Origin of the sequence: Rhodococcus sp. WY5 (genome assembly GCF_018588185.1) — a bacterium.
Lineage (GTDB): Bacteria > Actinomycetota > Actinomycetes > Mycobacteriales > Mycobacteriaceae > Rhodococcus_F > Rhodococcus_F qingshengii.
The window spans coordinates 1,177,864-1,204,199 of the sequence record NZ_JAAMPR010000001.1 but is presented as its reverse complement, the minus strand read 5'-3'; the positions used below and the strand labels follow the sequence as shown (position 1 = coordinate 1,204,199).

Here is a 26,336-nt window from a genome sequence, read left to right as displayed (position 1 = left end):
ATTTCGCCACGAAGGACAGTCATGACCACTTCATGCTCACTCGTGCCCCAGAACAACACGATCGACGGAAACGCCGAAACACCGGCTATCGAACTCGGCGAATTTCTCACCGATCCCGACACCGGAGAGAAACTGCAAGCCCAACTCTCGTCCTCCACCGAACAGGTGGAGAGGGCGATCACCGCCGCGACAGAACTTCACCGATCGGGTGTCTGGACCCGTCGACCGGTCGCCGACCGGGTGCGCCTACTCGAGAGAACGGCTGAACTTGTCGAAGAACGGACTGCGGCGATCGCCCGTGAGGACTCCAAGAACAACGGCCTTCCGCTTTCGATCAGCACACTTTTCGCCGGCGGACTTCCCGATCTGTTCCGCAGTGCTGCAACGCATCTGAAGAACTCCTCCGGGTTCGAGCAGTTGCCGTCAGGTGCACATTTACATCGGCTGGCGTGGGGCCCGACCGCTGTGATCGCACCGTGGAACGCACCGAGCTTCATCACCGCCAAGAAGACCGCATTCGCTTTGGCCGCAGGTGCTCCGGTCATCGCCAAGCCCTCCAACTGGGCACCGTCGGGTCCCAACGTGCTTGCCGAGGCGATCTCACGTGCCATCGCCGAAGTCGACGCGCCGAAAGCTCTGTTTCAACTCGTTCACGGAGGCGGGGACGTCGGGCATCTACTGGCCTCCGATCGACGAATCCGAGCACTGGCGTTCACCGGCGGCCGAGCGGCCGGTAGTTCCATCGCCACTGCAGCTTCTACCGATTTCAAGGCTCTTCAACTCGAGCTCGGCAGCAACAACCCCGTAATCATCCGCGCCGACGCCGACATCGATCTGACTGCCACCGCACTCGTCGACGGGTTCACCAAACTTAACGGGCAATGGTGTGAGAGTCCGGGAAGCGTCTTCGTGCCGCCGCACCTTCACGACCGGCTTGTCGACGCAATACTCGACCGCACGGCCGAAATCGCACTCGGCCGAACCGATGACGCCAACACCACGATGGGTCCGCAGGCGAACGAGCCTCAACTCCAACGGATGCGGGATACCGTCGAGTTCCTCCGTGGCGTGGGCGGCACGGCCGTCTCGAGCACCCCCGTGCCTGACGATTCCGGATGGTTCTTCCCACCGACAGTGGTGCACGGAATCTCGTCGGAGCAGACCAAATCGGAGACCTTCGGGCCGATCCTGACGGTGCACCGAGCATCAACCGACGAGGAAGCTCTGCTCGAGGCCAACGCTCTCGATACCGGCCTGGCCGGATACGTGTTCGGCGCCGACGTCGACGCCGCTCGTGAACTTGCGACCCGAATCGATTGCGGTGAGAACAAGATCAACAGCACCAGCCTCCTGGACCTAGACGACCACTCGACCCAGAGTTTCTGGGGCGGAAGCGGTATCGGCGCACACGGCGACGCAGAGCTTCTCGACTTCTTCCGGGGATCGAGAATCATCGGGGTCGATGCGCCCGGACTTCCTCTCTAGGCGGAGGAGGTCGAGGAAATGGGTGAAGCGGCTCGGGTGGGCACCGATACGAGTCGGGTGGGCACCATGGTGGTCGAATGCCACGATACCGCGGCGGTTCTCGCACGTATTTCGTCGCTGGGGTGGAAGCTCGGCGTCGAGGTCGTCAGCCTGTCTACATGGGTATCCGTGACATCGCCGGGAGTCACCGGAATGTCGATCGCGTACCGTTGCCCGGCAACGATCTCCGACGCCATGTTGATCAAGCGTCTCAACAAGATCATCGGGATAGTTCGCATCAAGACGGACCACGGCCCGTTCGTTCCGGTGACACCACAGGTCGGCCTACACGTCACCGCGACTTTCCAACGCGTCGATCCCGTGGCGCTGGTGGCGTACCGGCACGGCGCAACTGTGTGCAGTCAAGCGAACAATGTTCTGTCGGTACAACTCACCACCACCCGATCGATCGCGGACACATTCGTATCTGATCTGGCACAGGTCGCAGAGCGTCCGCTGCGGGGTGAGATCTCGCTGCAGGAGATTCATCTTGCATGACGTCGAAGTGCACCACGGCGATGTGCGGCTACGGAAGTTGGCCAGTAGCCGCACATCATCGTGTGATCAGTGAGCAGGGAGGAGGGACGTCTCCTGCTGCACACCGTCTTCTGCGCCGATCTGGACGATGTTTCGCGGCAGGAACACGGCTGCGATCGCGCCGAGAACTGCTGCAGCAGCACCGATCAGGAACGCGATACGCATGCCCTCGTCGGTGTAGAAGACAGCGCCCTCCATCGCCATCGCGATGTGCGAGTTCAAGACCGTGAAGGCGATGACGGGAAGCACTGCGGGGAAGATGCTCTGGAAGACCGCAACCATGCTCGCCGTGGTTGCCTGCAACTGCGGCGGCACTGCCTCGATGAGCAGGTTCGGGATGGAGGCGTAGCCCATACCCATACCGACACCGAAGATTCCGGCAAAGATGATGAGCAGAGGCTTGTTGTCGTGAATGGTTGCCGTCAACGTGAATCCGACTGCCATGAGGATCATTCCGATGATCATCAGCAGACGGGGCCGGATGTTGCGCCCCACGAGGAAGCCCACGATCAAACCACCGACCACCACCATGCCGCCAAGCGGCGCCTGGAAGATCGCGAATCCCTCTGCCGTCACGCCGAATCCGTATCCCAGGCCGAGAACTGCGGGGGTCATCACCATCATCGGCAGCAAAATCGTGAAGACTCCCGACGCGCCGTAGCAGAAACCGGCACCGACGGCGGTGAGCATCACCGAACGCTTGCCGAAGTAGCGCAGGTCGATCAAGGGCTCGCGGATGGCTCGGGCAGAGGCAACCCAAGCCACCAACAGTGCGACGCCGCCGATCAGGTAGGCCAGTGTCGAACCGTTCTTCCAGCCCCAGGTCGGGCCGAAGCTGACGCCGATCAGAATTCCGGCGATGCCCGATCCGAGCAGTACCGCGCCGATCAGGTCCAGCGAAGAGCGAAGTCGGACAGTCGATTCCGCCGTCGAAGCGAAGATCATGCCGCCGAGGAGAACCAGCCCGACGACAAAGAACCAGAAGATGCTCCGGAACCCGTGGTTGTCGATCAACCAACCGGAGACGAACGGCGCCGGAATCGCGATCAGACCCATACCGGAAGTCGCGATACTGACTGCCAGCGCAACAGTTTTCGGCGGGAAGACATCTCGAATGAGGGAGTAGCTCAGGAAGAGGCAGGGAACGAGAAGACCCGTCAATGACCGGCCCAGAATCAGGACGGCATAGCTCGGCGCAACCGCCGAAATGAAGGATCCGACCGCTGCGCCGGCGACCGCCAAGAGCAGGACTTTTCGCTTGCCGTACATGTCGGCGAGCTTTCCGAGCAGAGGAGACGCGACCGCCCCCAGCAGCAAGAACGACGTGAGCAGCCAAGCTCCCTGCGTCGTCTGATAATGCGTCGAGATGGCCGGCAGCGCAGTGGAAATCATCATGTAGCTCACCGCGAGCATCTCGAGAAGTAGAACGATCGACGCCAGAGAGAACACCAGTCGCGGAGTCCAACGCTCCGGTATCGATGTCGGTTCGGGCGCACTAGGAGACGAACCGGAGCTGTGGACGTGAGACGCCATGGCTGGAAGATCCTTTCGGGACACCTACAAATTCGATTGACCCCCTGTCGAATACCGCCGACGGGGGCCTTGCGGGGAAGTGCAGTGGAACGACAGCTACCGCTCTCGGCAACGTGTTACGTGCATCACAGCCCTCACATCGAACACGCGCTACCAAATGTTCCGTGGAGCGGGACATTCAGGACAACGACTGATTGGCGTCACAAACTCGAACCTGGCCTTGGATTATGAGCAACGGCAACGATTTTCGGTTCGAACTTGAACGTGGAGCCATTCCCATCTTCGAAATACCGACCACCCCGTACTTGACGATCCCGCCTTTGAGGTTCCCCCCTCGGTGTCAACGTCGGGAATCATCCCCAGAAACGACTGTGCGCCGTTTCGGTAGCGGTAACTACCAAAACGGCGCACAGGGGCCGAAGGCCCTACAGAACTATGTTCACCATCTTTCCCGGCACAACGATCACCTTGCGGGGTGCGTTGCCCTCGAGCAGAGCGACGATCTTCTCGTCGGCCAGCGCAATCTCTTCGACAGCCTTGCGATCGGCATCCGCCGGGACGCTGATGCGGCTACGAACCTTGCCGTTGACCTGGATCGGGTACTCGACGGTATCCTCGACGAGCCACTTCTCCTCGACTGCCGGGAAGGGTCCGTGCGCAAGGGATTCCGTGTGACCCAGACGCGACCACAGCTCTTCCGCGAGGTGCGGCGCCAGGGGAGCGAGCATCAGCACCAGCGGCTCGACAGCAGCACGCGGCGCACCGCCCGGGAACGCCTTGGTGAGGTGGTTGTTGTACTCGATCAGCTTCGCGGCGGCCGTGTTGTCGCGCAGCGCCGTGTAATCCTCGATGACACCGGAAATCGCCTTGTTGAGCGCACGCAGCGTCTCTTCACCAGGAGCTTCGTCGGTGACACGGGGCTTGCCGGTCTCCTCGTCGATGACGACGCGCCACACTCGCTGCAGGAATCGCGCAGCACCGACGACGTCCTTGGTTGCCCACGGACGCGAGGTGTCCAGCGGACCCATCGACATCTCGTACACACGCAGAGTGTCTGCACCGAACTCGGCGCAGATCTCGTCCGGCGCAACGGCATTCTTCAGGCTCTTGCCCATCTTGCCGTACTCGCGGTTGACCTCGGCGCCTTCGTAGAAGAACTTGCCGTCACGCTCGACGACCTCCTCTGCCGGCACGTAGACGCCGCGGGCGTCGGTGTACGCGAATGCCTGGATGTAGCCCTGGTTGTACAGGCGGCGGTACGGCTCGCTCGAGGACACGTAGCCCAGGTCGAACAGAACCTTGTGCCAGAAGCGCGAGTACAGCAGGTGCAGCACTGCGTGCTCGACGCCGCCGACGTACAGGTCGACTCCACCGGGATCGTTGGGGCCGTGCAGTTCCGGACGCGGGCCCGTCCAGTACGCCTCGTTCTGCGGGTCGCAGAAGGCGTCCTGGTTGGTGGGGTCGATGTAGCGCAGCTGGTACCACGAGCTACCTGCCCACTGCGGCATGACGTTGGTGTCGCGGTGGTAGGTCTGCAGACCGTCACCGAGATCGAGCTCGACGTTGACCCAGTCGGTCGCCTTGTTCAGCGGGGGAGAGGGCTCGGAGTTGGCGTCGTCCGGATCGAAGGACACGGGTGCGTAGTCCTCGACCTCCGGAAGCACCACGGGCAGAGCCGAATCCGGCAGAGCGTGTGCGTTGCCGTCCGCGTCGTAGACGATCGGGAAAGGCTCGCCCCAGTAACGCTGACGCGCGAAAAGCCAGTCGCGCAGCTTGTACTGGATGGTGCCCTTGCCCTGGCCGCTCTCCTCGAGGCGACTGATGACGGTCGCCTTGGCCTCGGCAACGTCCAGCCCGTCGAGGTAGTCGGAGTTCACCAGCGGGCCGTCACCGGAGTACGCAGCCTCCGAAACATTGCCACCGGCAATAACTTCGAGAATATCCAGGCCGAACGCGTTCGCGAACTCCCAGTCACGGTGATCGTGTCCCGGAACTGCCATGATCGCACCGGTGCCGTAACCCGTCAGAACGTAGTCGGCGATGAAGATCGGAACCTTGTGTCCGTTGACCGGATTGACGGCGTAGGAACCGAGGAAGACGCCCGTCTTCTCCTTGTTTTCCTGGCGCTCCAGGTCGGTCTTGGCGGCAATCGACTTACGGTATGCAGCAACAGCTTCCGCCGGAGTCGTGGCACCGCCAGTCCAGCGCGCGTCGACACCTTCGGGCCACTCGTCCGCGACGAGCTTGTCCACCAAGTCGTGCTCAGGAGCCAGCGTCACGTAGGTGGCGCCGAACAGCGTGTCCGGACGGGTAGTGAACACATCGACGCCGTACTCGCCTGCAGCAAAGGTAACTTCGGCACCGTACGAGCGTCCGATCCAGTTGCGCTGCATGGCCTTGACCTTGTCCGGCCAATCCAAGTACTCGAGGTCGTCGACCAGGCGATCGGAGTACGCGGTGATGCGCATCATCCACTGCTGGAGATGCTTACGGAAGACTGGGAAGTTTCCGCGGTCACTACGACCGTCGGCGGTGACTTCCTCGTTGGCCAGGACGGTACCCAAACCGGGGCACCAGTTGACCATCGAATCCGACTGGTAGACAAGGCGGTACGAGTCCAGAACCTTGGCCTTCGCGGCCACGTCCAACGAAGCCCACTCGCGTCCGTCTTCCAGAGCGCGCTCACCGGAATCGAACTCGGCTTCCAACTCGGAGATACGACGCGCCTTGCCGGCTTCCTTGTCGTACCAGGCGCCATGGATCTGCAGGAAGATCCACTGCGTCCAGTGGTAGAAGTCGACATCCGTCGTCGCGAGACTACGACGCTCGTCGTGGCCCAGACCCAGGCGTCGCAGCTGGCGCTTCATGTTGGCGATGTTGGACTCGGTGGTGGTCCGTGGGTGGGTACCCGTCTGCACGGCGTACTGCTCGGCCGGGAGACCGAAGGCGTCGTAACCGAGGGTGTGCAGGACATTGCGGCCCTGCATGCGATGGAAGCGCGCGAAGACGTCCGTAGCGATGTATCCGAGCGGGTGACCGACATGCAGGCCCGAACCCGAGGGGTACGGGAACATGTCCTGCACGAAGAGCTTGTCGGCGGGAACACCGTCGGGCGAGGAGAGCGGACCGACCGGATTGGGCGCGTTGAACGTGCCTTCCTCACTCCAGCGGTCCTGCCAGTGCTGCTCGATCTGGCCGGCGAGCTCCGCGGTGTAGCGGTGCTGCGGAGTTGCGTCGGCTGGTGAATCGGGGGACTGCGGAGACTCGGTCACTGTGGTCGCTATCTACTTGGCTGACGGAAATACCGATAACCAGGGTAGAGCCTGCACGACCCGGGCATACCATCAACTCCACTCGCGCCTATCCTGTATGGGTGATCGTTGTCGCTGTGGTGCTATTCGTGCTCGCTGTCGCCGTCGGTGGAGTTGCTGTCGCCGGACTGATCGGCAAACTCCCGCGCAACCGCTGGGCCGGTGTCCGCACCGAGGATTCCCTGCGGAGCGAGGAGTCGTTCGCCCTCGCCAACAAGGTGGCCGGTCCGACCATGCTCGCGGCCGCTGGAATGTTGGTCATCGGCGGAGTCGCAGCACTGACCATCGGCGGAGTCTTCGGCATTGCCGTCGCGATCATCGCCGTCGTCGTCGCCGTCCTCACTGCCGGTTTCGGTGGAGGCATCGGCACCCGCGCAGCCGCCGCGCTCCCGCAGCAGAGCGGATGCGGTAACGACTGCAACTGCGGCGGACACTCCGAGCCTGCCGCCGACGAGCCGGTGGCGGAGACCCCCGAGGCCAAGGCGAACGCTGCCGCTTGCGGCACCGCTTCCTGCGGTGCCTGCGCGCTCAAGGATGCTTGCCAGCCGGCTCATTGATTCACGTGAAACATCGCGTGGTCGACCCGGCCGGGGTCGTATTCGGGCTAGTCGTTCCGCTGTTGTGTGCGGTCTTCGGCTTCGTCCTGACAAAAATTTGGGAGCCCCGCCTCCCGGAACAGATCGCGACTCACTGGACCACCACCTCGCCGGACGGATTCTCCACCCCGTCGGCCAACGCCTGGACCATTACACTTCTGACGCTGCTCTTCGGTGGCGGCCTGAGTGCGATTGCTGCTCTTGCTCCCGCGATGCTGATGATGCGCCGATTCATGTTAGTTGTCGGGCTGAGCGTGGTCGGGCTCATCACGACAGTGAACTTCGCTTTGCTCTACACCCAACTCGATGTCACCGATCCATCCACGACGTCACTCCCGCTGTGGTCTCTCGGTGTCGGCTTTGTCATCGGCGGGGTGGTGGGGTGGATCGGCGCCTCGTTCCTGCGTGACTACCGCGTCCGCACTCTTGCCACGATCGAACCCTCGGCCGGGTTGCCGCGAAGCCGCTGCGCTCTCCCCATCTCCGACGACGTCGGATTCAGCACCAAGGGGTCGGTGATCCTCACTGCGATCACTCTGGCGCCCGGAGTCATCATGGCGTTGGCGATGCGGTCACTCTGGCCGTTGTTCATCTTCGGGGCACTCGGACTGCTCGTCGTCAGCCTGGTTCGCTTCCGGGTGATCGTCGACGAACGGGAAATCCGGGTGATCAACATGGGGATGGCTGCGATGACCTACGGCATCGAGGAAGTTGTCGGAGCCGACGTCGCGGAGATCAAACCGTTCGCGGACTTCGGCGGCTGGGGACTCAAGACCAAGGGTCGTCGTAACTACGGCGTCGTCACCCGCACCGGACCAGCGGTGGTCATCACGTTCGCTTGTGGCGACCGACTCACGATCACGACACCCGAAGCCAAAGACATCGCGGGGTCACTCAATCGATTGGCCGACGCCCGGACTCGGTAACCGCCGAGCCTGAACCGATCGCTTCCTGAGTCTTCTCGAGATACCCACACGCCGCAGCCCTGGCTTTGGTGACATCGCGTTCGGCGATGGCTTCGGCAACTCCCTGATGATGCGAAGACGTCAGCGACGGCGGATGCACCCCTTCGGTCACCTCGTAGGTGGCTCGAACTGTTTCGAGGATTCCGGCAAACAGATCTTTCAGCACGGGATTGTGGGCGGCATCGACAACGGCAATGTGAAACGCGAGATCGACGTCGACGAAGTTCTCCGCTGGGACATCACGCTTGGCGGCCAGTTCACGAAGTATCCGAACGTCGTCGTCGCTGCGACGCTCACACGCCAACCGGACCGCTTCCATCTCGAGCGCACGACGCACTTCGAAGACGTATTTCATCTCGTCGACGGACGCGTGTTTGCCGAGCAGTCCGCCGATGTCGGTCCGAGCGCGCACGAAGGTCCCTGATCCGCGACGGATCTCGAGAACTCCCGTCGAGGTCAATGTCTTGATCGCTTCGCGCACGGTGTTCCGGCCGACGCCGAGAACACTCATCAGCTCCGGCTCGGTCGGAACACGATTGCCCACTGTCCAGACGCCGTCGGAGATCTGCGTGCGCATCCAGTCGAGGGATTGCTCGTACGCGGACTCTTTGCGAACAACGGTCATCAGCTCATCCTCACAGCATTAGCGGCGATCATTCCACTCACCTACGATACGTAGGACGACCCATGTATTTTCGCACTCTGTCTTCAGGAGGGGCTTCCCACGTCCGCCACAGCTGTCGCCACCGAAGAACGCACACGCCGCACCAATCGACACTTCTACGGCGTGGGCTACGTCCTCACCGTGATCCTCTTGGGCGCGAACATGCCCACCTCCGTCTACGGGCTGTACCGGACCGAGTTCGGATTCACGCCCACCATCCAGACGCTGATCTACGGCGTCTACGTCGCCGGCCTCGTTCCGGCATTGCTGTTCTTCGGACCGCTGTCCGACGCCCTCGGCCGACGCACCGTGCTCCTTACTGCACTCGCTCTGAGCGTCGTCGGCACGCTCGTTCTGGCATTTGCCGACGCGACGGTGTGGTTGTTCGTCGGCCGGATTGCCCAGGGAATCGCGGTGGGCGCGGCCAGTGCGGCGGGCAGCGCCGCATTGGTGGAGCAGGAACCGAAGTTCGATCACCGACGAGCAGCGCTCGTATCGACGGTGACGGGCGCGTTGGGCGGTGCGCTCGGACCACTCGTGTCCGGTGCAATCGCCCAGTACCTTCCACAACCGCTGCGGTTGCCGTATCTGATCTTCCTCGTCGCGTTCATCCCGGCACTGATCGTGTTGCTGCTACTTCCGCGGATCGGGGACGTCACACGCCCGAAGCGGTTCTTCCAAATGCCACATGTTCCCGCCACTATTCGCGAGACTTTCTGGCTCAGCTCGCTCGCCGTCGCGCTGTCGTGGGGCGCGGTCGGGCTCTTCCAGTCGGTGGTCCCGTCGTGGATGACCAGCCTGCTGAACATCGACAACCTTCTGCTCGGCGGCGGGGCAGCTGCACTGGTGATGATCTGCTCGGTGGTCGCGCAACTCGGCGGAAGCCGCATGGACCCGCGCACGTCCGTCACCGTCGGTCTGGGAATCCTCGCTCTGGGAATGATCGGCCTCCTCGTGGTCGACCTCGTCCCGAGCCTGGCACTGCTGGGCGCCATCACCGTCGTGGTCGGCGCCGGGCACGGTCTGGCGTTTGCCGGCGGCATGAAGCGCGTCAACGCCGCCGCCCGGACCCACGCCCGCGAGAGCCACGGCGGAGTTCTGGCCGCGTTCTTCACCGTCAGCTACGCGGGACTGGCGATCCCGTCGATCATCGCGGGTATCGCCATCACCCTCCAGGGAATGCAGACGGCCATCATCGAGCTGTCGATCATCGGGACGCTGCTGTGCCTGGCGGTGATGGGCTTCAACCTTCGTGGGGCTCGAGAGCCCGCTGAAGCTCGCCGTTATCCTTAGCCAGGTGAAGTTTCTCAGTAGGTTCTACATCGACGGGTTCATCCTCGGCATCATCATCGCCGGCGTGCTCGGAAGTGTGTTCCCGGTATCGGGTACCGCGGAGAGCATTCTGAACTGGGCCACCAAGATCGCCATCGGCTTCTTGTTCCTGCTCTACGGCGCACGGCTCTCGCCGCAGGAAGCCTGGAAGGGCGTCAAGCACTGGCGACTGCACACCGTCGTCCTCGCCGCGACGTTCGTGCTGTTCCCACTGATCGGCCTAGCACTGCGATTCCTGTCACCGACGCTGATCAGCGACGAGCTCTACACCGGCATCCTCTACATGTGCCTGGTTCCGTCGACGGTTCAGTCTTCGATCGCGTTCACCTCGATCGCCAAGGGGAACGTCGCGGGCGCGATCGTCAGTGCGTCGTTCTCCAACCTGATCGGCGTCTTCGTCACACCGCTGCTGGTGGTTCTGCTGATGAACACCACCGGCCAGGCGACGGTCGACTTCTCGTCGATCCTCGACATCGTCGTGCAGTTGCTGATCCCGTTCATCGTCGGTCAGCTGATCCGCCCGCTGGTGATCGGATGGCTGCAGAAGTACGCCGAACCCACCAAGTACGTCGATCGCGGATCGATCCTCCTCGTTGTCTTCGCCGCCTTCAGCGAAAGCATGAAAGAGGGGATCTGGAGCACCATCACGATCTGGCAGATCGTGATCCTCACAATCGTGTGCTGCCTGATTCTCGCGCTGGTTCTCGGCGTGACCACTCTCGCGGGGCGCAAGCTCGGGTTCGATCTTCCCGATCAGATCGTCATCATCTTCTGCGGGTCGAAGAAGTCCTTGGCAACGGGCCTACCGATGGCGGCTGTACTGTTCGCGGGCCAGCCCGTCGGCCTGATCGTGTTGCCGCTGATGATCTTCCATCAGATCCAACTGATCGTCTGTGCTGCGATGGCGCAACGCTTCGCGAATCGGGATCCGGTCAGCGTCAGCTAGCGAGCAACTCGCCTCGGGTCGCGTCGACGCAGCCGCAACCGCCCTGCAGTTCAGCACAATCGATGGACAGCGCATGGCGGACCGATGCCAAGTCGAGGCAGTTCGCGCCGGTGCATTCGAGTGATCCGTCGGCATGCCGCAGCAAAGAATCGTGGCAGTGATCGACATCCGAAACACAATCCGCGCACTGGATCTGACGCTCAGCGAGCATTACTGCCACCTCTCTCGAAAACGATGACACAGGAATATCATCGACCTCCGACAAGTCAGTTTCGTTCCACCTCGATGGGGTGGCTGGCCAGCATCGCCACGGGTAGCGGCTGGCGTCGTAGCACCCGTGCCCAGACATCGACTCGGGGCGGCGTCAGCACATCCGACGGCAGCGAGCTGATCACCATCCAGTCTTCACGCTCGAGCTCCGAATCCAGCTGGCCCAGAGTCCAACCCGAGTACCCGGCAAAAATGCGGATCCCTTCGACCAAAGGAGCAATGACCTCCGGGTCCGAGTCCAGATCCACCATGACTACCTTGCCGTCCACCCGCCGCAGGCCGGCGACGCCGTCGATCCGCGCACCGTTGCGAGCGATGCCCAGGCAAAGCGCCGAGTCACGCTTGACTGGTCCACCGATGTACAGGGCCGAAGGATGCGCGGTCAGCGGTGACCACTGCGGCAACACGTTCTGCACGGCCGTCTCACTCGGCCGATTGACGACGACGCCCAGGCTCCCGGCGTCGTTGTGCTCGATCATGTAGATGACGGTGCGGCGAAATGCGGGTTCCGTGAGATCGGTCGACGACACCAACAAACTGCCCGGACGAACCTCCGGTTCTATCCAGGCCATTCGATCCTCGGGTTCTTCTGCGTGCGCCACAAGGACATCATCTCACCGACAACTGCGTGCGGAGGAACGAGACACAAGCGTGTTCAGGTCAGACCCGCCACATCGGCAAGTAGTGCCAAATGCCGCTCGAAAATCTCGCTCGCGTCGGTGAACGTATCGCTTCCGTACTGCCCGAACACCTCGAAGTTCACCGAACCGAACAGCGATACCCAGACGAGAGTTGCGCGCACCGCGGCATCCGGCGGCAGGTCGGTACCCAGTTCAATCCGCACTCCCTCGAGGTCCGCTGCCAACGTGTCACTCAGGCCCGGACCCTCTCGCACCGTCAGTGAACCCGCGCGATGGGCGGCGTCGATGATCCCGATCAGCCGGGTCACGACGAGGGTGCCGGGGCCGGTGGTCTGCTCGCCCGGAGCGTCGTAGCCGGGGACGGGGCTGCCGAACAACAGACCGTAGCGGGCCGGCTCCCGGATCGCCCAGCTGCGAACGGCGCGCCCGAGAGCAATGAACTGTCCGCGAAAATCCTCTGCTGCAACGGCATTCACGGCGGCGTCCACTTCCGCGCCCAGTTCCGTGTACCCGTCGACCACCAGCAAGGTCAGCAGTTCGTCCCGACTGGCGACATAGCGGTATACCGCTGAGGACACGACTCCCAGGTCACGCGCGACGGCCCGCAGAGACAAAGCGGCAGCGCCGACGGCAGCAAGATGCTCGCGTCCGATACGGGTGATGTCCTGCAGCGTCTGTTCGCGCGCCCGCTCACGGGGAGTTCCAACCATGAGTCCATCTTGCCCCATTCCCGAGAGCAGCATCAACAAAAGAGAGCACTGCTCTTGACAGCGCTCGGGTGCAGGTGCATTCTTGAAAACGAGAGCAGTGCTCTCAGTTCACTCGAAACAAGAAGGAGCACACCATGTCGAACCTCGAAATCGTCACCGGAGCAGGACCCGTCGGATCCGCCGTCGCACTACAGCTCGCCGAGCAGGGAATCAACGTCCGGCTCCTGACCAGGTCCGGCAGCGGGCCCGAGCACCCGCTGATCGACCGCCGACGCGTCGACGTCTCGGATTCCGAGGCCCTGCGCTCGGTCAGCGAGGGCGCCACGGCCATCTACCACTGCATCCACGCTGCTTACAACGCAGCCGATTGGGAGCGGGAACTCCCGGCGGCCGAGAAGGTTGTGCTCGACGCGGCCGCATCCATCGGTGCCGTCGTGGTCTTCCCCGAAAGCCTCTACGCCTACAACTCCGACACCCTGATGACCGAATCCGATCCACGCAACGCCACCGGTGGCAAGCGCGGAGTGCGCACCGCGCTGCTGCGTGCTCGCGAGGCCTCTGCAACACCCACCGTCAGCGTCGTGGCCTCGGACTTCTTCGGTCCCCGCGTCCGCACTGCCCACGCCGGCGAGCGCATGGTTCCGAAAGTCATGGCAGGTAAGAAGATTCGTGTCATCGGTTCCGCAGATCAGCCGCACTCCTTCACCTACATCCCCGATCTCGCAGCAGCGATGATCGCCGCAGCCCACAACCCAGAGCTTTGGAACTCCGTCCTCCACGCGCCCACCGGCCCCGCGCTCACGCAACGCAAGATCGCCGAGGCCTTCGCCCGCGCCGCCGGGGCGTCCCCCGCCAAGGTGGGTGTCCTGCCTGCCTGGGTGCTCGACGCCGTCGGCAAGATCAACACCGACAGCCGCGAACTCGCGGAGATGAACTACCAGTTCACCAAGCCGTTCGTCATGGACTCGAGTGCCAGCGAAGTGCTGCTCGGACTCTCGCCGACGCCGCTCGATCAGGCCGCCGAAGCGACCGTCGCGTGGTGGCGCGAGGAACAGGCTCGCACCGCTGCTGCCTGAACCTGCAGGTGGGGGCTCTTGACGCAAGAACGGAACGGGTGTTCACTTCTTCACATGGCCTATCGCCGCACTCCGGCAGTACAGGAAAGATTGGACGCACAACGCGCCCGGCTGCTCGAGGCCGCCACGACGGCAGTGGCAACCCACGGCTATGCGGGATGTTCCATCGCCGCGGTGGCCAAGAACGCCGGCGTCGGCACCGGGACGCTGTATCGACATTTCGACGGCAAGGGCGAATTGTTCGCCGAAGTGTTCCAATCAGTCTGCAGCCGTGAGGTATCCGCAGCTCGGGACGCCGGAGACAGCGCCCGACATCTGGAAGGCAACCACCGCTCCGCTGTATCAGCGTCGGTTCGGACCTTCGCCGAACGTGCCATGCGCGCACCGGTTCTCGCCTATGCACTGCTGGTGGAATCGGTAGATCCTCTCGTCGACGAACAGCGGTTGATGTTTCGCGAATCGTTCCGCGATTGCCTGGCCACCGCAATTCGCTCAGCAGTCGAATCCGGTGAGATACCGCCACAGGACGCCACTCTGACGGCAGCGTGCATCGTCGGGGCAATCGGCGAGGCCCTGATCCTTCCACTGCGCGGAGGCACCACCGATCCCGCTGCGATCGACGCCATTCTCGCCTTCACCCTTCGATCGTTAGGGAGCTTCGATGACACCCACGCATGAAGTCACCAATCAGGTTCCGCCCCTGATCGATTACGACGCAGCCGAATACGCGCCGATCCTCGAGGCACTCCACCGTGAAGGCGCATCGGATGCACTCGAAGAGGTTCATCGCGTCGGGATCCGCGCCGGCAGTGCTCAGGCCCAGGAGTGGGGCGATCTGGCCGAGGAGCACCCACCTGTCCTGAGAACCCACGACCGCTACGGCAACCGTATCGACGAGGTCCGCTACGACCCCGCCTATCACCAACTCATGAGCACCGCAGTGGAATTGGGACTGCACGGCGCTCCGTGGGTTGACCCGAATCCACACGCACACCTCGTCCGCGCCGCGAAGATGGCCGTGTGGGGTCAAACCGATGCCGGCCACGGCTGTCCCATCTCCATGACGTACGCCGTGATCCCCGCGCTGCGGCACAACGCGGATCTGGCCGCGCAGTACGAACCCCTCCTGACCACGCGGCACTACGAGCCGGCGCTGAAAGCTCCCCTCACCAAACCCGGATTGATCGCCGGTATGTCGATGACGGAAAAGCAGGGCGGTTCGGATGTTCGTGCCGGAACCACAAGGGCTGTGCCACAATCCGACGGCAGCTACCTCTTGACGGGCCACAAGTGGTTCACCTCCGCGCCGATGTCGGACGTGTTCCTCGTCCTCGCCCAGGCACCGGGTGGTCTGTCGTGCTTCTTCCTGCCTCGGGTCCTGCCGGACGGCTCGCTCAACAACATGTGCCTGCAGCGTCTGAAGGACAAGTTGGGCAATCATTCCAACGCGAGCAGTGAGGTCGAGTACCTCGACGCTCTCGCATGGATGGTCGGCGAGGAAGGCCGGGGCGTGCGCACCATCATCGAGATGGTCAACATGACCCGGTTGGACTGCACGATCGGCACGGCCACCGGCATGCGCGTCGGCACCATGCAGGCAGTTCACCACGCGACGCATCGAAGTGCTTTCGGCGCCAACCTGATCGACCAACCCTTGATGCGAAACGTTCTGGCAGATCTGGCGGTGGAATCGGAAGCGTCGACCACCGTCGCGATGTGGCTGGCCGCTCTGACCGACCGCGCAACCGCAGGCGATGCCCACGCCAGCGCACTACGACGCATTTCGTTGGCCGTGAGTAAGTACTTCGTCTGCAAGCGCGGACCGATCCACGCTGCCGAGGCACTCGAGTGTCTGGGCGGAAACGGATACGTGGAGGAATCCCGGATGCCGCGCCTCTATCGCGAGGCTCCGCTGCTTTCGGTGTGGGAGGGTTCCGGCAACGTCGCGGCGCTCGACACACTGCGGGCGATGGCCAAGCAACCCGAAACACTGCAGGTGTTCTTCGACGAGCTGAAACGAGCCAGTGGAGTGGACGGCCACTTCGATCAGGCCGTGCGGGATCTCCAGGCGGCTTTCGGCGATTTCGACGACATCGAATACCGGGCACGAAAGATCGTCGGCGACATGGCGCTCGCTCTGCAGGCCTCGCTGTTGCTCCGCTACGGGCACCCCGCGGTGGCCGACGCGTTCTGCGCGAGTCGGCTCGGAAACAGCTGGGGGAGTGTGTTCGGAACGCTGCCGAGGGGCGTCGACGTCGCGCCGATCCTCGAGCGGGCCACCGTCAAGATCGGCGCCTGACCCACCCACTACAGTTTCCGCTTATGAACCGAGCCTCGAACCGCCGCGAGGCCTGGCAGCGCGTACTGCACACCCTGCGTGAATCACCCGGCCTCGGAAGGCTGGCGCTCGTCCGCTTTTCCAGCCAGTTCGGCGACGGAATGTTCCAGGCCGCGCTCGGCGGCGCAATCCTCTTCAACCCGGAACGCGAAACCGATCCGGTGGCGATAGCGGCCGGCTTTGCCGTACTGCTCCTTCCTTATTCGGTGATCGGCCCCTTTGCCGGCGCTCTGCTGGATCGTTGGGACCGCCGCCTGGTGCTCCTGTGGGCGAGCGTGCTCCGCGGGCTCTTCATCCTGACCACTGCGGTGCTGCTGGTCGCCGGCGGCGGTGACACTCTGTTGTTGACCTGTGCGCTTGCTGCAATCGGAGTCAGTCGCTTCGTCGGGGCAGGCGTATCCGCAGCCCTGCCGAAGGTCGTCCGACAATCGTGGCTGGTGGCAACCAATTCCGTTCTCACAACGGCTGGTTCGGTGGTAGCCGCTCTTGGTGCTTCGGCAGCGGTGGCGATCATCGGCATGATCGGCGCGGGGGATCGAGCGTCAGGCGCCGCCGTGGCCATCGCAGCACTGGGATCGGTGATCGCGGCCCTCGCCGCGGCCAGGTTCACGGCCCGCTCACTTGGTCCGGTCGCCGACGAAGTGGTCCGCGCCAGTGCCGTCCGTTCGGTGACGGCCGGACTGCGCACCGGGGCAACCGCTGTCTGGGAGGCGCCCGGCGTCACCACGGCGATGATCGGAATCGGAGCGCACCGCATCTGCTTCGGCATCAACACCCTCATCATGGTGCTGGTCCTACGCGACACCTCGAACGGCTCCCAATTACCCGGAGGGATGGCCGGATTCGGTGTCGCCGTCGGCGCCACGGCAATCGGAATGCTGATCGCGGCATTGATCACACCGTTCCTCATCCCGCGGATCGGTCGCTCACGGACGATCACCTACGCCCTGGTGTGCGCGGTTCTCGTCCAGCTCGTCTTCGTGACCACGCTGACTCAGGGGGCGCTGCTGATCGCCGCTTTCCTGCTCGGCATCGCCGGCCAGTCCGTGAAACTCAGCGGCGACGCGGCCATGCAGATCGACATCGACGACGACCGTCGTGGTCAGGTATTCGCCCTGCAGGACACCGTGTTCAACGTCGCGTTCATCGGTGCGATCGCGGCAGCGTCGACGGTGATCGCACCCGACGGCAAGAGCGTCGGCCTGGCCGTTGCCGGTGCGGGTGTCTATGCCGCCGGATTGTCAGCGGTGCTGATCAACCGCAAGAAACGAGAAACTAGCCCTGCTGGGTAGCCCACCACTTCAGCAGTTCGGCCTCGGCCTCGTCACGCTCGAGCGGGCCGCGATCCAGACGTAATTCCTTGAGGAACGTCCATGCCTTGCCCACCTGCGGGCCGGCCGGGATGTTGAGCAGTTCCATGATGGCGTTGCCGTCGAGGTCCGGACGCACCCGAGCAAGGTCTTCCTGCTCGGCGATGCGCGCGATCCGCTCTTCGATGTCGTCGTACGTGGCCTGCAGCTGCGCGGCGCGACGCTTGTTGCGTGTTGTGCAGTCGGCCCGCACGAGCTTGTGCAAGCGGGGGAGCAGCTCGCCCGCGTCGGTGACGTACCGCCGCACCGCCGAGTCGGTCCACTGTCCCTTGCCGTAGCCGTGAAAACGCAAGTGCAGGAACACGAGCTGTGAGACGTCGTCGACCATCTGCTTCGAGAACTTCAGTGCCCGCATGCGCTTGCGCACCAGCTTGGCGCCGACCACCTCGTGGTGGTGGAAGCTGACCCCACCGCCAGGCTCGTTACGCTTGGTATCCGGCTTTCCGATGTCGTGAAGCAGTGCTGCCCAACGCAATACAAGGTCCGGATCGCCTTCTTCGAGATCGATCGCCTGCTGGAGCACCGTGAGGGAGTGCTGGTAGACGTCCTTGTGCTGGTGATGCTCGTCGATCTCGAGCTTCATCTGCGGAACCTCGGGCAGCACGTATGCAGCCAGTCCGGAGTCGACCATCATGTTGATGCCGTCCACCGGGTACATGCCCAGCATCAGTTTGTTCAGCTCCACCTGCACACGCTCGGCGGTGATTCGCTCGATCTGCGACGCCATCTCCTTGATGGCCTCGAAAACACGATTGTTCAACGTGAAACCAAGCTGCGAGACGAACCGGGCAGCACGCAGCATCCGCAGCGGATCGTCGTTGAACGAGTTTTCCGGCGCCGACGGCGTATCGAGCTCTCCGGCCAACAGCGCGTCCATGCCGTTCAGCGGATCGACAAACGTGTAGGAACCGTCCGCGCCGATCTTCATCGCCATCGCGTTGACGGTGAAATCGCGGCGCACCAGATCGTCGGCCAACGTCGTGCCGTACTCGACTATCGGATTACGAGAGACGCGATCGTAAGCGTCGGCCCGGAAGGTCGTGATCTCGATCTCCTGGCCGTGCTTGATGGCGCTGATGGTCCCGAACTCGATGCCCGTGTCCCACTGCTTGTCCACCCAGCCCTTGAGCAGAGCCTGAACCTTCTCCGGCCTGGCGTCCGTCGTGAAGTCCAGATCGCCACTGAAGCGGCCGAGGATCGCGTCGCGAACACTGCCACCCACCAGGAACAGCTCGTGACCGGCCGCAGCAAAACGCTCACCGAGCGGGTTCAACACGTCGGACAACGTGCCGAGCGTTGCAGTGGCGTCGGCAAGCAGTCGTAGGCGGCGATCAGCGTCGGAGGTAGGGACAGTCACGTGAAAGGAGCTTACTTAAGGTGCGCAAATAGCAGAACGCGCATACGAACGCGATAGACCGCTTTGCGCGGGTTACCGGGCAACGCTGCAACGCCAACTAGTATCGATGAGGTGTCTGGTGCCGAACGAACAAACAGGAGTCGCCGCAACCCGCGGCGTCGACCTGCCGTCGGCAACCCCGATAAACCTTTGATGCGAACCGTCCGTGAAACTTCTGCGGGCGGCTTGGTCGTCGACGGCTGGGGAGGACCCCCGGAACGCCTCTGCGCTGCACTGATCGGCCGAACCGACCGCCGCGGACGCCTGCTCTGGTCGCTACCGAAGGGCCATATCGAACAAGGTGAGACCGCTGAGCAGACCGCGATGCGTGAGGTCGAAGAAGAAACCGGTATCCAGGGAACCGTCCTGGCACCGCTGGGCAGCATCGACTACTGGTTCGTGACCGAAGGTCGACGCGTCCACAAGACCGTGCACCACTATCTCCTCCGCTTTCTCGGCGGTGAACTCTCCGACGAGGACATCGAGGTCACCGAAGTCGCTTGGGTGCCGCTGACGGAATTGCACTCGCGCCTCGCATACGCCGACGAGCGCAAACTCGCAGAACTCGCGTCCCAGATGATCGCCGAGATGCCGCGAACGGAAATACGGCAAGAACAGCGCCCGAAGGAACCGGACGCCGGATGAGAATGGCACTGCGGCGGGCCGGTGTGGCCGCTCTGGTGATGGCCGCTGTCGGTTTCGGGCCTGCAACGACGGCCGTCGCATGGGCAGCGCCGTCCAGCCAGCCCAGTGAGCGCGCCCCGGCGCGAAACACCAACGATGCCAAATTTCTGCAGCTGACCATCGACTCCACCGCACCGACCACGGTGACGACCACCAGCGACCGCAACGTCGTGGTCAAGGGGACGGTGAAGAACGTCGGTGACCGTCCCGTCGAGGACGTCGGAGTGAGGCTGCAACGCGCTCCCGCGATCGACTCCAGTTCGGACGTGCGCGCAGCACTCGACTTCGACCAGGCCGTTTTCGACACGGTCGGCGAATTCGACACCGTTGCCACCACCCTCGACACCGGCCAGTCCAAGCAGTTCACGCTCACCTTGCCGTTGCGGAGCACTACCGGGTTGTCTCTCGACATCACCGAACCGGGCGTCTACCCGATGCTCGTCAACGTGAACGGCACCCCGGAGTACGGCGGTGCCGCCCGACTCGACGACGCACGCTTCCTGCTCCCCGTCCTCGGTGTGCCGGCCGCAGCCGAATCGAACGCCACATCCGGAACACCTAGTTCGTCGGCGACGGCCGTCGTTCCCCCCGACACGTCCGCCCCGATCGGCGTCACGCTCATGTGGCCGCTGGCCGACGCGCCACGACTCGTCGGCGGAATCCCCGGCGCGGTCAACGAGCCCGTACGCCTGATCGACGACGAACTTGCCACCGAACTTTCCGACGGCGGCCGTCTGGACGCGTTGGTCGATGCGGTGGAGAACGCCACCAAGCCCGAGAGCGATACCGATCGCCGCGTCACGGATGCGCTCTGCCTGGCAATCGACCCCGACCTTCTGATCACCGTCGAGAACATGACCCGCGGATACCTCGTGGCCGACAACTCGTCCGACCCCACCGGGCCGTCGCACGAAGGCCGCGGCAGCGACGCCGCCAACCAGTGGCTCGGCCGGGTGAAGACGCTCGCGTCCTCGATGTGCACGACGGCGGTTCCGTTCGCCCAGGCCGATCTCGCCGCGGTCACCTCGGTGGCCAATCCGGAGTTGACGGCTACCGCGCTCACACGCCCGGCGGACATCGTCGACAACATCCTCGGCGTGACCTCACTGCGAGATTTCGTCTGGCCGGATTCGGGTGTCCTCGACTCGGCCACCGCAGAGGTGCTGAGCGTGAATCCCACCACAGCGATGGTGGCTGACACTTCCGTCGACTCGGCAGCTCCGCAGCTGTCGTCGCGGATAACCGGCTCACTCGACGCGCTTGCCTTCGACACCTCGGCGGCAGCAGCGCTGGCCGCCACCGGCTCGGAGCCGCAGGTCCCGTCGTACATCCCCGACGACACCGCGCCGACCATCGACATCGAATCGCGCAGCGCCCGGCGTCAGGACGCGCTGGGGGCGATGGCCTGGGCCGCGCTGACGCCGACGTCGCTGCCGCGCAATCAGATCTTCGCGCCGCCGCAACTGTGGACCGCCGACAGCAACGACGCCACGGCGGTGCTCTCGATGCTCGCGACCCTCATCCGGTCCGGGCTCGCCTCACCTCAGGCCCTGCCGGCACTGCTCGGCAGGCAACCGGGCGCGACGGACGCCGCCACTCTCGACTACCCGGACCGGGCTACCCAGGACGGTCCGCAAACGTCCGTCGTCGAGACCGCAACCACCCAACTTCCGCGTATCGACGGGCTCGAAGCTTCGCTCGTGGACGATCCGGCGGCTTCGCTCACCCCCCGGGGATTCACGGCGCCGCTCCGCGAAGATCTACTCCGTTCGATGACCTTGGCCGATCGCCGCAACGTCGACTCCGCTTCAGTCAATCGGGCGGAGCGCGCTGCGACCATCCGCGCCGACAACGTCACCGAAGCCGTCGACGGGATGTACCGGGCCGTCAGTGTGGTGTCGCCGGGCGGCGTCTACACCCTTGCGTCGGGGCAGAGTCCGCTCCTGCTGGTGGCGCGCAACGAGCTGCCCATCGCCATCAACGTCGACCTGCGTGTGGAAGCCCCACCCGAGATGCAGATCAGTGACATCGGTCCCAAACAGCTTCCGCCGCGAGGTAGCCGACAGTTGACTGTGCCCGCGGAAATGAACGATTCTCGCAAGCTGGAAGTCAACTTCTCGCTGACCACGACAGATGGCCGCCAATTGGGTACGCCGACCAGCGTGACCGTACGGTCGAATGCGTACGGTCGTCCCCTGGCCGCCGTGACGGCGACAGCGGGAGGGTTGCTGCTGTTCCTGGCAGGGCGACGGCTGTGGCATCGATTCAAGGGTCAGCCGGACCCAGCAGATGAAGGGTACGAACGCTCATGACCGGGAATCCACCCGAGGAGGGTCGCCGCTCGGCGATCACCCGCAAGAGTGCCACGACCCGCTCGCATCCTCGGATGCCACCGTGGGAGCGCGGTTACCCGATCCAGCCGGTCAACCCGGACGCACGTTTCGACGACGCACCCACCATGACCATCCCGGTGATCCGCGACTACCCCCGGTACCGCGAAGCCGAGATGGAATTCGCCGACCGGCAGACGACCACGTCGGACGAGTTCGACACCGACGCCCATGTCCAGGTCGGGGAACGCAAGGAGACGAACTCTCGACTCCTCGCGGCAACGGGTTCCATCGCGATCGCGACGCTGACGAGCCGCATCACGGGATTCGCCAAGCAGTTGATGATCCTGATGGTCCTCGGCCCCGCCATCGCCAGCTCGTTCACCGTCGCCAGCCAGATTCCGAACATGATCGCGGAACTGGTTCTGGGCGCCGTGCTGACCGCCATCGTCGTCCCCGTGCTGGTTCGCGCCGAGCGGGAGGACGCCGATCACGGCGAAGCGTTTGTCCGACGCCTCTTCACGGCGTCGCTCGTTCTACTCGGCATGGCCGCGCTGCTCGCGACCCTGGCAGCACCCGTACTCACCAAATACGTCTTCCTGTCCGAAGACGGCAAGGTCAGCACCGACCTGACCACGGCGCTGTCGTATCTACTTCTGCCGGCGATCCTGTTCTACGGGCTGTCGGCACTGTTCACAGCGTTTCTGAACACCAGGCAGATCTTCAAGCCCGGAGCCTGGGCTCCCGTACTCAACAACGTCGTCGTCCTCGTGGTGCTCGTGATCTACCGCCTGACTCCGGGCGAGATCTCGCTTGATCCGGTCTCGATGGGCGATGCAAAGCTGCTCACCCTCGGTATCGGAATCACCATCGGCGTCATCGTGCAGGCAGCCAGCCTGATCCCCGCGCTTCGCCGCGAGAAGATCTCGCTCAAGCCGCTGTGGGGTCTCGACGACCGCCTGCGCCAGTTCGGCGGCATGGCCGTCGCCATCGTCTTGTACGTCCTGATCAGCCAGATGGGCATGATCTTCGCGACCAAGATCTCCTCCCACGCCGACGAAGCCGGCCCTGCCATCTACAGCCAGGCCTGGTTGCTCCTGCAGCTCCCGTACGGCGTGCTCGGAGTGACGGTTCTGACGGCGATCATGCCGCGCCTGAGCCGCAACGCTGCTGCCGACGACACCCCGGCCGTCGTGGACGATCTGTCGGTCGCAACGCGTCTGACCATGATCACGCTGGTTCCGATCATCATGTTCCTGACCTTCATGGGTCCGCAGGTCGGTGAAGCGCTCTACGGTTACGGCCGCTTCGGACCCGAACAGGCCGAACGACTCGGCACCGCCGTGAGCTGGTCGGCATTCACGTTGATTCCGTACGCGCTGGTCCTGATCCAACTTCGTGTGTTCTACGCCCGCGAACAAGCCTGGACGCCGACGTGGATCGTTCTCGGCATCACTGCAGTGAAAATCGCTTTCTCGGCGCTCGCTCCGGTCTTCGCATCCAACAGCGATCAGGTCGTGATCCTGCTCGGTGCGGCCAACGGTCTCGGCTACATCACCGGCGCCGTCATCGGCGGGTACCTCCTGCACCGCAGCCTCGGAAACCTGCAGATGGCCAACGTGGGCAAGACAGTCTGGTCCGTCGTACTCGCCTCGCTGGCCGGTTCGCTGACCATGCTCGCGGTCGACCGCGTCCTCGGATTCGATCAACTCACCGAGCGTTTCGGCGGACCCGGCTCGATGGTTCGCGTCGCCGTCGGCGGCATCCTGATGCTCGCGATCACCTTCACGATTCTCTACTTCAAGAAGGTTCCGGAAGTCCTGTCGGTAACGGTTGCGGTCTCCCGCAAGATTCGTTCACTGACAGGTCGCGCCGAACCGGACACACGTAACAACACCGACGACGACGTCACCGAGCTGATTCCTGCAATCAGAACGGAATCAAACGAGCAAGAACGACCGGGTGCGCTCCCGTACCCTGGTCATGGGCGTACAGGATCGCAACCCGCGCGTATTCGGGGACGGGCTATCGATGGAGAAGGAGCGAGGGTGAGCGACGACAACGTTTCCGGCAACAAGAGTGCCGGGACTTCTGCCGTGAAAGCGTCCGAACAGAAGTCAACGGCATCGTCGGGCACACCTGCATCCACGAGTTCCTCCGCATCTGCCGGCCAGAAGCCACAGCAGGGTCAGAAGCCACAGCAGGGTCAGAAGCCACAGCAGGGTCAGAAGCCACAGCAGGGTCAGAAGCCACAGCAGGGTCAGATGCCACAGCAGCCCGCACAGCGACCGCAGCAGGGCCAAAGCCCGCAGGGTCAGAAGCCGCAGCCGCCGGTGCAGAAGGCCGCTCCGCCGGTACCTCCGGTCAGTGTGTCCAAGACACCTTCGGCGCCCGTGTCGAAGACACCTTCAGCACCTGTCTCGAAGACACCCGCGCCGAAGACGCCTGCTCCGGACAAGAAGGCACCCGAATCTCAGAAGACGGCTGCCGCTCAGACACCACCGCCCGCTGCACCTCGCACACCTTCCGCCGGATCCGCATCACGACCGGCCCAGCGACCGATGCCACGTGGACCGAAGCTCATCCCCGGCGCCTCTGTCGCCGGCGGACGCTACCGTCTGCTCGCGCCGCACGGCGGAACCCGCGGACTGCAGTTCTGGGAAGCTCTCGACGTCAAGCTCGACCGTGAAGTAGCCCTGACGTTCGTCGACGCCGATCAGCGCGGTGACGACGACAGCCAGTCCGGACCGCAGGCAGTTCTCTCACGCACTCTGCGCCTGGGACGAATCAACTCGCCCGGTCTGGCTCGCGTCCTCGACGTCGTCCGCGGAAGCTCGGGCGGCATCGTCGTCGCCGAATGGACTCCCGGCCGTTCGCTGCGTGAGATGGCCGAGACGACGCCGTCACCGATCGGTGCAGCCCGCGCCATCCGTGCCCTGGCGGCGGCTGCCGAAGCTGCTCACCGCACCGGCGGTGCGCTGTCCATCGATCACCCGGACCGCGTTCGCATCAGCATCAACGGTGACGCCGTACTGGCGTTCCCGGCGACGCTTGCCGACGCCGATTCCACCAGCGACGTCCGCGGCCTCGGCGCCATGCTGTACTCGCTCATCACGGCTCGCTGGCCGCTGGCCGAACCGTCCGCCGGTCCCGTCGGTGGTTTGCTTCCCGCCGGCCGCGGCGCCGACGGGAACATCGTCGAGCCTCGGGTCGTCCGTCCGGAGGTTCCGTTCGACATCTCGGCCGTTGCGGTTCGAGCGTTGCAGTCGGAGAGTGGAATCCGCACTGCTGCCACCGTGCAGCACATCCTCGATCAGGCATCCGTCGTGAACGACAAGACGGAAATGATTCCGGCACTTCGTCTCGGCCACCGCGAACAGGGAGCGTCCGGTCATGCACTGAACGACCCCGAAGCCATCGAGGCCGAGAAGAAGAAGTCGACGCGGATGCTCGCGGCACTGACGGCACTCGGCGTCTTCACCGTGATCGTCCTGATTCTCCTTGTGGTGTGGGTAGCGAGCTTCCTCTCGGGTGGTAGTAACGACACCCCTCTCAGCGAGCAGAGTTTCGGATTGACCACCGAAGCCACTGCGCCCGAGAACAATTCACCCGCGCCCGCACCGGCGGCGGCAACCGTGCCGGTAGCTGCCTCGGCCGTAACGGTGTTCTCACCCCAGGGCACGCCGGATCAACCGGCAACGGCCAAGAACGCCATCGACGGCAACCCGGCCACTGCGTGGTCGTCGGACTCGTACTTCCAGCCGTTCCCGTCACTGAAGAACGGTGTCGGCCTGATGGTGAGTCTTGCCGATGCCGCCAACCTGAAGAACGTTGCGATCACGTCTGATTCGCCGGGAACCGTCGTTGAAATCCGTTCTGCCCCTTCTGCGAATACTTCACTGGATCAGACCAAGGAAATCGGATCGGGTGTCCTGAAGAACGGTGTGACCGACATTCCAGTCACTTCGGACGGCTCGGGTCAGTATGTCCTGGTTTGGATTACGCAGCTCAGCACCGAATCCGGACAAAACCAGACATCCATCTCGGAGATTGCTTTCACTGCTGCAAAGTGATCGCCCTTGGCCCTTCTGAAACCTACCGACTGGGCTAATA

20 protein-coding genes are annotated in these 26,336 nt (G+C 63.7%); 13 read left to right on the top strand and 7 right to left on the bottom strand.

All coding sequences use genetic code 11. The features are described 5' to 3' along the window. The first annotated feature begins 21 nt into the window (after positions 1-21). Together G4D79_RS05435 and G4D79_RS05430 are read left to right on the top strand one after the other, a co-directional pair. Complete coding sequence (locus G4D79_RS05435) at positions 22-1,485, top strand: aldehyde dehydrogenase (protein ID WP_164490606.1); 1,464 nt, start codon at positions 22-24, stop codon at positions 1,483-1,485. 18 nt (positions 1,486-1,503) lie between these two features. After that, the gene (locus G4D79_RS05430; RefSeq protein WP_007729094.1) at positions 1,504-2,022 is read left to right on the top strand and encodes a hypothetical protein; all 519 of its coding nucleotides are present in this window, start codon (positions 1,504-1,506) and stop codon (positions 2,020-2,022) included. A gap of 66 nt (positions 2,023-2,088) precedes the next feature. Here the strand turns inward: G4D79_RS05430 and G4D79_RS05425 are convergent, their stop codons facing one another. Together G4D79_RS05425 and leuS are read right to left on the bottom strand one after the other, a co-directional pair. Next, on the bottom strand, positions 2,089-3,594 hold the full coding sequence (locus tag G4D79_RS05425) for an MFS transporter (RefSeq protein WP_042451764.1): 1,506 nt from the start codon (positions 3,592-3,594) through the stop codon (positions 2,089-2,091). 425 nt (positions 3,595-4,019) lie between these two features. Further along, positions 4,020-6,866 carry a leucine--tRNA ligase gene (gene leuS / locus G4D79_RS05420; RefSeq protein WP_021332602.1) on the bottom strand — a complete coding sequence of 949 codons (2,847 nt, stop codon included), beginning with the start codon at positions 6,864-6,866 and terminating at the stop codon, positions 4,020-4,022. 101 nt (positions 6,867-6,967) lie between these two features. Between leuS and G4D79_RS05415 the strand changes: the two genes are divergently transcribed. Together G4D79_RS05415 and G4D79_RS05410 are read left to right on the top strand one after the other, a co-directional pair. Further along, the gene (locus G4D79_RS05415) at positions 6,968-7,462 is read left to right on the top strand and encodes an SdpI family protein (protein ID WP_003942484.1); all 495 of its coding nucleotides are present in this window, start codon (positions 6,968-6,970) and stop codon (positions 7,460-7,462) included. A gap of 5 nt (positions 7,463-7,467) precedes the next feature. Beyond that, complete coding sequence (locus G4D79_RS05410; protein ID WP_235867728.1) at positions 7,468-8,427, top strand: DUF1648 domain-containing protein; 960 nt, start codon at positions 7,468-7,470, stop codon at positions 8,425-8,427. Here G4D79_RS05410 and G4D79_RS05405 read toward each other — a convergent pair. Further along, a complete protein-coding gene (locus tag G4D79_RS05405; RefSeq protein ID WP_030537479.1) occupies positions 8,396-9,091 on the bottom strand; it encodes a FadR/GntR family transcriptional regulator in 696 nt (231 codons plus the stop codon). The two genes, G4D79_RS05410 and G4D79_RS05405, sit on opposite strands and share 32 nt — an antisense overlap. A gap of 162 nt (positions 9,092-9,253) precedes the next feature. Between G4D79_RS05405 and G4D79_RS05400 the strand changes: the two genes are divergently transcribed. Both G4D79_RS05400 and G4D79_RS05395 read left to right on the top strand, forming a co-directional pair. Further along, on the top strand, positions 9,254-10,423 hold the full coding sequence (locus G4D79_RS05400; protein WP_064442886.1) for an MFS transporter: 1,170 nt from the start codon (positions 9,254-9,256) through the stop codon (positions 10,421-10,423). A 4-nt stretch (positions 10,424-10,427) separates the two neighbouring features. After that, the gene (locus tag G4D79_RS05395) at positions 10,428-11,408 is read left to right on the top strand and encodes a bile acid:sodium symporter family protein (RefSeq protein WP_003942582.1); all 981 of its coding nucleotides are present in this window, start codon (positions 10,428-10,430) and stop codon (positions 11,406-11,408) included. Here G4D79_RS05395 and G4D79_RS05390 read toward each other — a convergent pair. The 3 genes from G4D79_RS05390 to G4D79_RS05380 are packed head-to-tail and all read right to left on the bottom strand — an operon-like array spanning position 11,401 to position 13,029. Continuing rightward, on the bottom strand, positions 11,401-11,619 hold the full coding sequence (locus G4D79_RS05390; RefSeq protein WP_007729106.1) for a hypothetical protein: 219 nt from the start codon (positions 11,617-11,619) through the stop codon (positions 11,401-11,403). The genes G4D79_RS05395 and G4D79_RS05390 overlap by 8 nt on opposite strands. A 55-nt stretch (positions 11,620-11,674) precedes the next feature. Then, entirely contained in the window at positions 11,675-12,280 is a 606-nt protein-coding gene (locus tag G4D79_RS05385) for a YqgE/AlgH family protein (protein WP_003942572.1), read from the bottom strand. Between the two features lie 53 nt (positions 12,281-12,333). Then, the gene (locus G4D79_RS05380) at positions 12,334-13,029 is read right to left on the bottom strand and encodes a TetR/AcrR family transcriptional regulator (protein WP_039973071.1); all 696 of its coding nucleotides are present in this window, start codon (positions 13,027-13,029) and stop codon (positions 12,334-12,336) included. Between the two features lie 134 nt (positions 13,030-13,163). On the opposite strand from G4D79_RS05380, the gene G4D79_RS05375 reads away from it, so the two are divergent. Genes G4D79_RS05375 through G4D79_RS05360 form a run of 4 tightly spaced genes read left to right on the top strand, consistent with a single transcriptional unit; the run spans position 13,164 to position 17,735 of the window. After that, entirely contained in the window at positions 13,164-14,105 is a 942-nt protein-coding gene (locus G4D79_RS05375) for an NAD-dependent epimerase/dehydratase family protein (RefSeq protein ID WP_099696895.1), read from the top strand. 54 nt (positions 14,106-14,159) lie between these two features. Then, complete coding sequence (locus G4D79_RS05370; protein ID WP_099696894.1) at positions 14,160-14,783, top strand: TetR/AcrR family transcriptional regulator; 624 nt, start codon at positions 14,160-14,162, stop codon at positions 14,781-14,783. Then, positions 14,767-16,404 carry an acyl-CoA dehydrogenase family protein gene (locus G4D79_RS05365; protein WP_064442889.1) on the top strand — a complete coding sequence of 546 codons (1,638 nt, stop codon included), beginning with the start codon at positions 14,767-14,769 and terminating at the stop codon, positions 16,402-16,404. The genes G4D79_RS05370 and G4D79_RS05365 overlap by 17 nt, the downstream gene beginning before the upstream one ends. Positions 16,405-16,427: 23 nt before the next feature. After that, entirely contained in the window at positions 16,428-17,735 is a 1,308-nt protein-coding gene (locus G4D79_RS05360) for an MFS transporter (protein ID WP_047272660.1), read from the top strand. Here the strand turns inward: G4D79_RS05360 and G4D79_RS05355 are convergent. Next, complete coding sequence (locus G4D79_RS05355; RefSeq protein WP_003942535.1) at positions 17,719-19,170, bottom strand: CCA tRNA nucleotidyltransferase; 1,452 nt, start codon at positions 19,168-19,170, stop codon at positions 17,719-17,721. The genes G4D79_RS05360 and G4D79_RS05355 overlap by 17 nt on opposite strands. A gap of 111 nt (positions 19,171-19,281) precedes the next feature. Here G4D79_RS05355 and G4D79_RS05350 point away from each other — a divergent pair, with 111 nt between their 5' ends. Genes G4D79_RS05350 through G4D79_RS05340 form a run of 3 tightly spaced genes read left to right on the top strand, consistent with a single transcriptional unit; the run spans position 19,282 to position 26,296 of the window. Next, positions 19,282-19,854 (top strand): NUDIX hydrolase, encoded by a 573-nt coding sequence (locus G4D79_RS05350; protein ID WP_030537486.1) that lies wholly within the window; start codon positions 19,282-19,284, stop codon positions 19,852-19,854. After that, positions 19,851-22,205: a DUF6049 family protein gene (locus tag G4D79_RS05345; protein ID WP_099696893.1), complete on the top strand. Its 2,355-nt coding sequence runs from the start codon at positions 19,851-19,853 to the stop codon at positions 22,203-22,205. Before G4D79_RS05350 ends, G4D79_RS05345 begins: the two co-directional genes overlap by 4 nt. Next, the gene (locus tag G4D79_RS05340) at positions 22,202-26,296 is read left to right on the top strand and encodes a murein biosynthesis integral membrane protein MurJ (RefSeq protein ID WP_214514224.1); all 4,095 of its coding nucleotides are present in this window, start codon (positions 22,202-22,204) and stop codon (positions 26,294-26,296) included. Before G4D79_RS05345 ends, G4D79_RS05340 begins: the two co-directional genes overlap by 4 nt. Positions 26,297-26,336: the final 40 nt, after the last annotated feature.

Coding starts and splice junctions, on each gene's coding strand:
- G4D79_RS05345 (WP_099696893.1), top strand. CDS start 19,851: ATGAGAATGGCACTGCGGCGGGCCGGTGTGGCCGCTCTGGTGATGGCC.
- G4D79_RS05380 (WP_039973071.1), bottom strand. CDS start 13,029: ATGGTTGGAACTCCCCGTGAGCGGGCGCGCGAACAGACGCTGCAGGAC.
- G4D79_RS05340 (WP_214514224.1), top strand. CDS start 22,202: ATGACCGGGAATCCACCCGAGGAGGGTCGCCGCTCGGCGATCACCCGC.
- G4D79_RS05425 (WP_042451764.1), bottom strand. CDS start 3,594: ATGGCGTCTCACGTCCACAGCTCCGGTTCGTCTCCTAGTGCGCCCGAA.
- G4D79_RS05365 (WP_064442889.1), top strand. CDS start 14,767: ATGACACCCACGCATGAAGTCACCAATCAGGTTCCGCCCCTGATCGAT.
- G4D79_RS05405 (WP_030537479.1), bottom strand. CDS start 9,091: ATGACCGTTGTTCGCAAAGAGTCCGCGTACGAGCAATCCCTCGACTGG.
- G4D79_RS05360 (WP_047272660.1), top strand. CDS start 16,428: ATGAACCGAGCCTCGAACCGCCGCGAGGCCTGGCAGCGCGTACTGCAC.
- G4D79_RS05370 (WP_099696894.1), top strand. CDS start 14,160: ATGGCCTATCGCCGCACTCCGGCAGTACAGGAAAGATTGGACGCACAA.
- G4D79_RS05430 (WP_007729094.1), top strand. CDS start 1,504: ATGGGTGAAGCGGCTCGGGTGGGCACCGATACGAGTCGGGTGGGCACC.
- G4D79_RS05375 (WP_099696895.1), top strand. CDS start 13,164: ATGTCGAACCTCGAAATCGTCACCGGAGCAGGACCCGTCGGATCCGCC.
- G4D79_RS05435 (WP_164490606.1), top strand. CDS start 22: ATGACCACTTCATGCTCACTCGTGCCCCAGAACAACACGATCGACGGA.
- G4D79_RS05390 (WP_007729106.1), bottom strand. CDS start 11,619: ATGCTCGCTGAGCGTCAGATCCAGTGCGCGGATTGTGTTTCGGATGTC.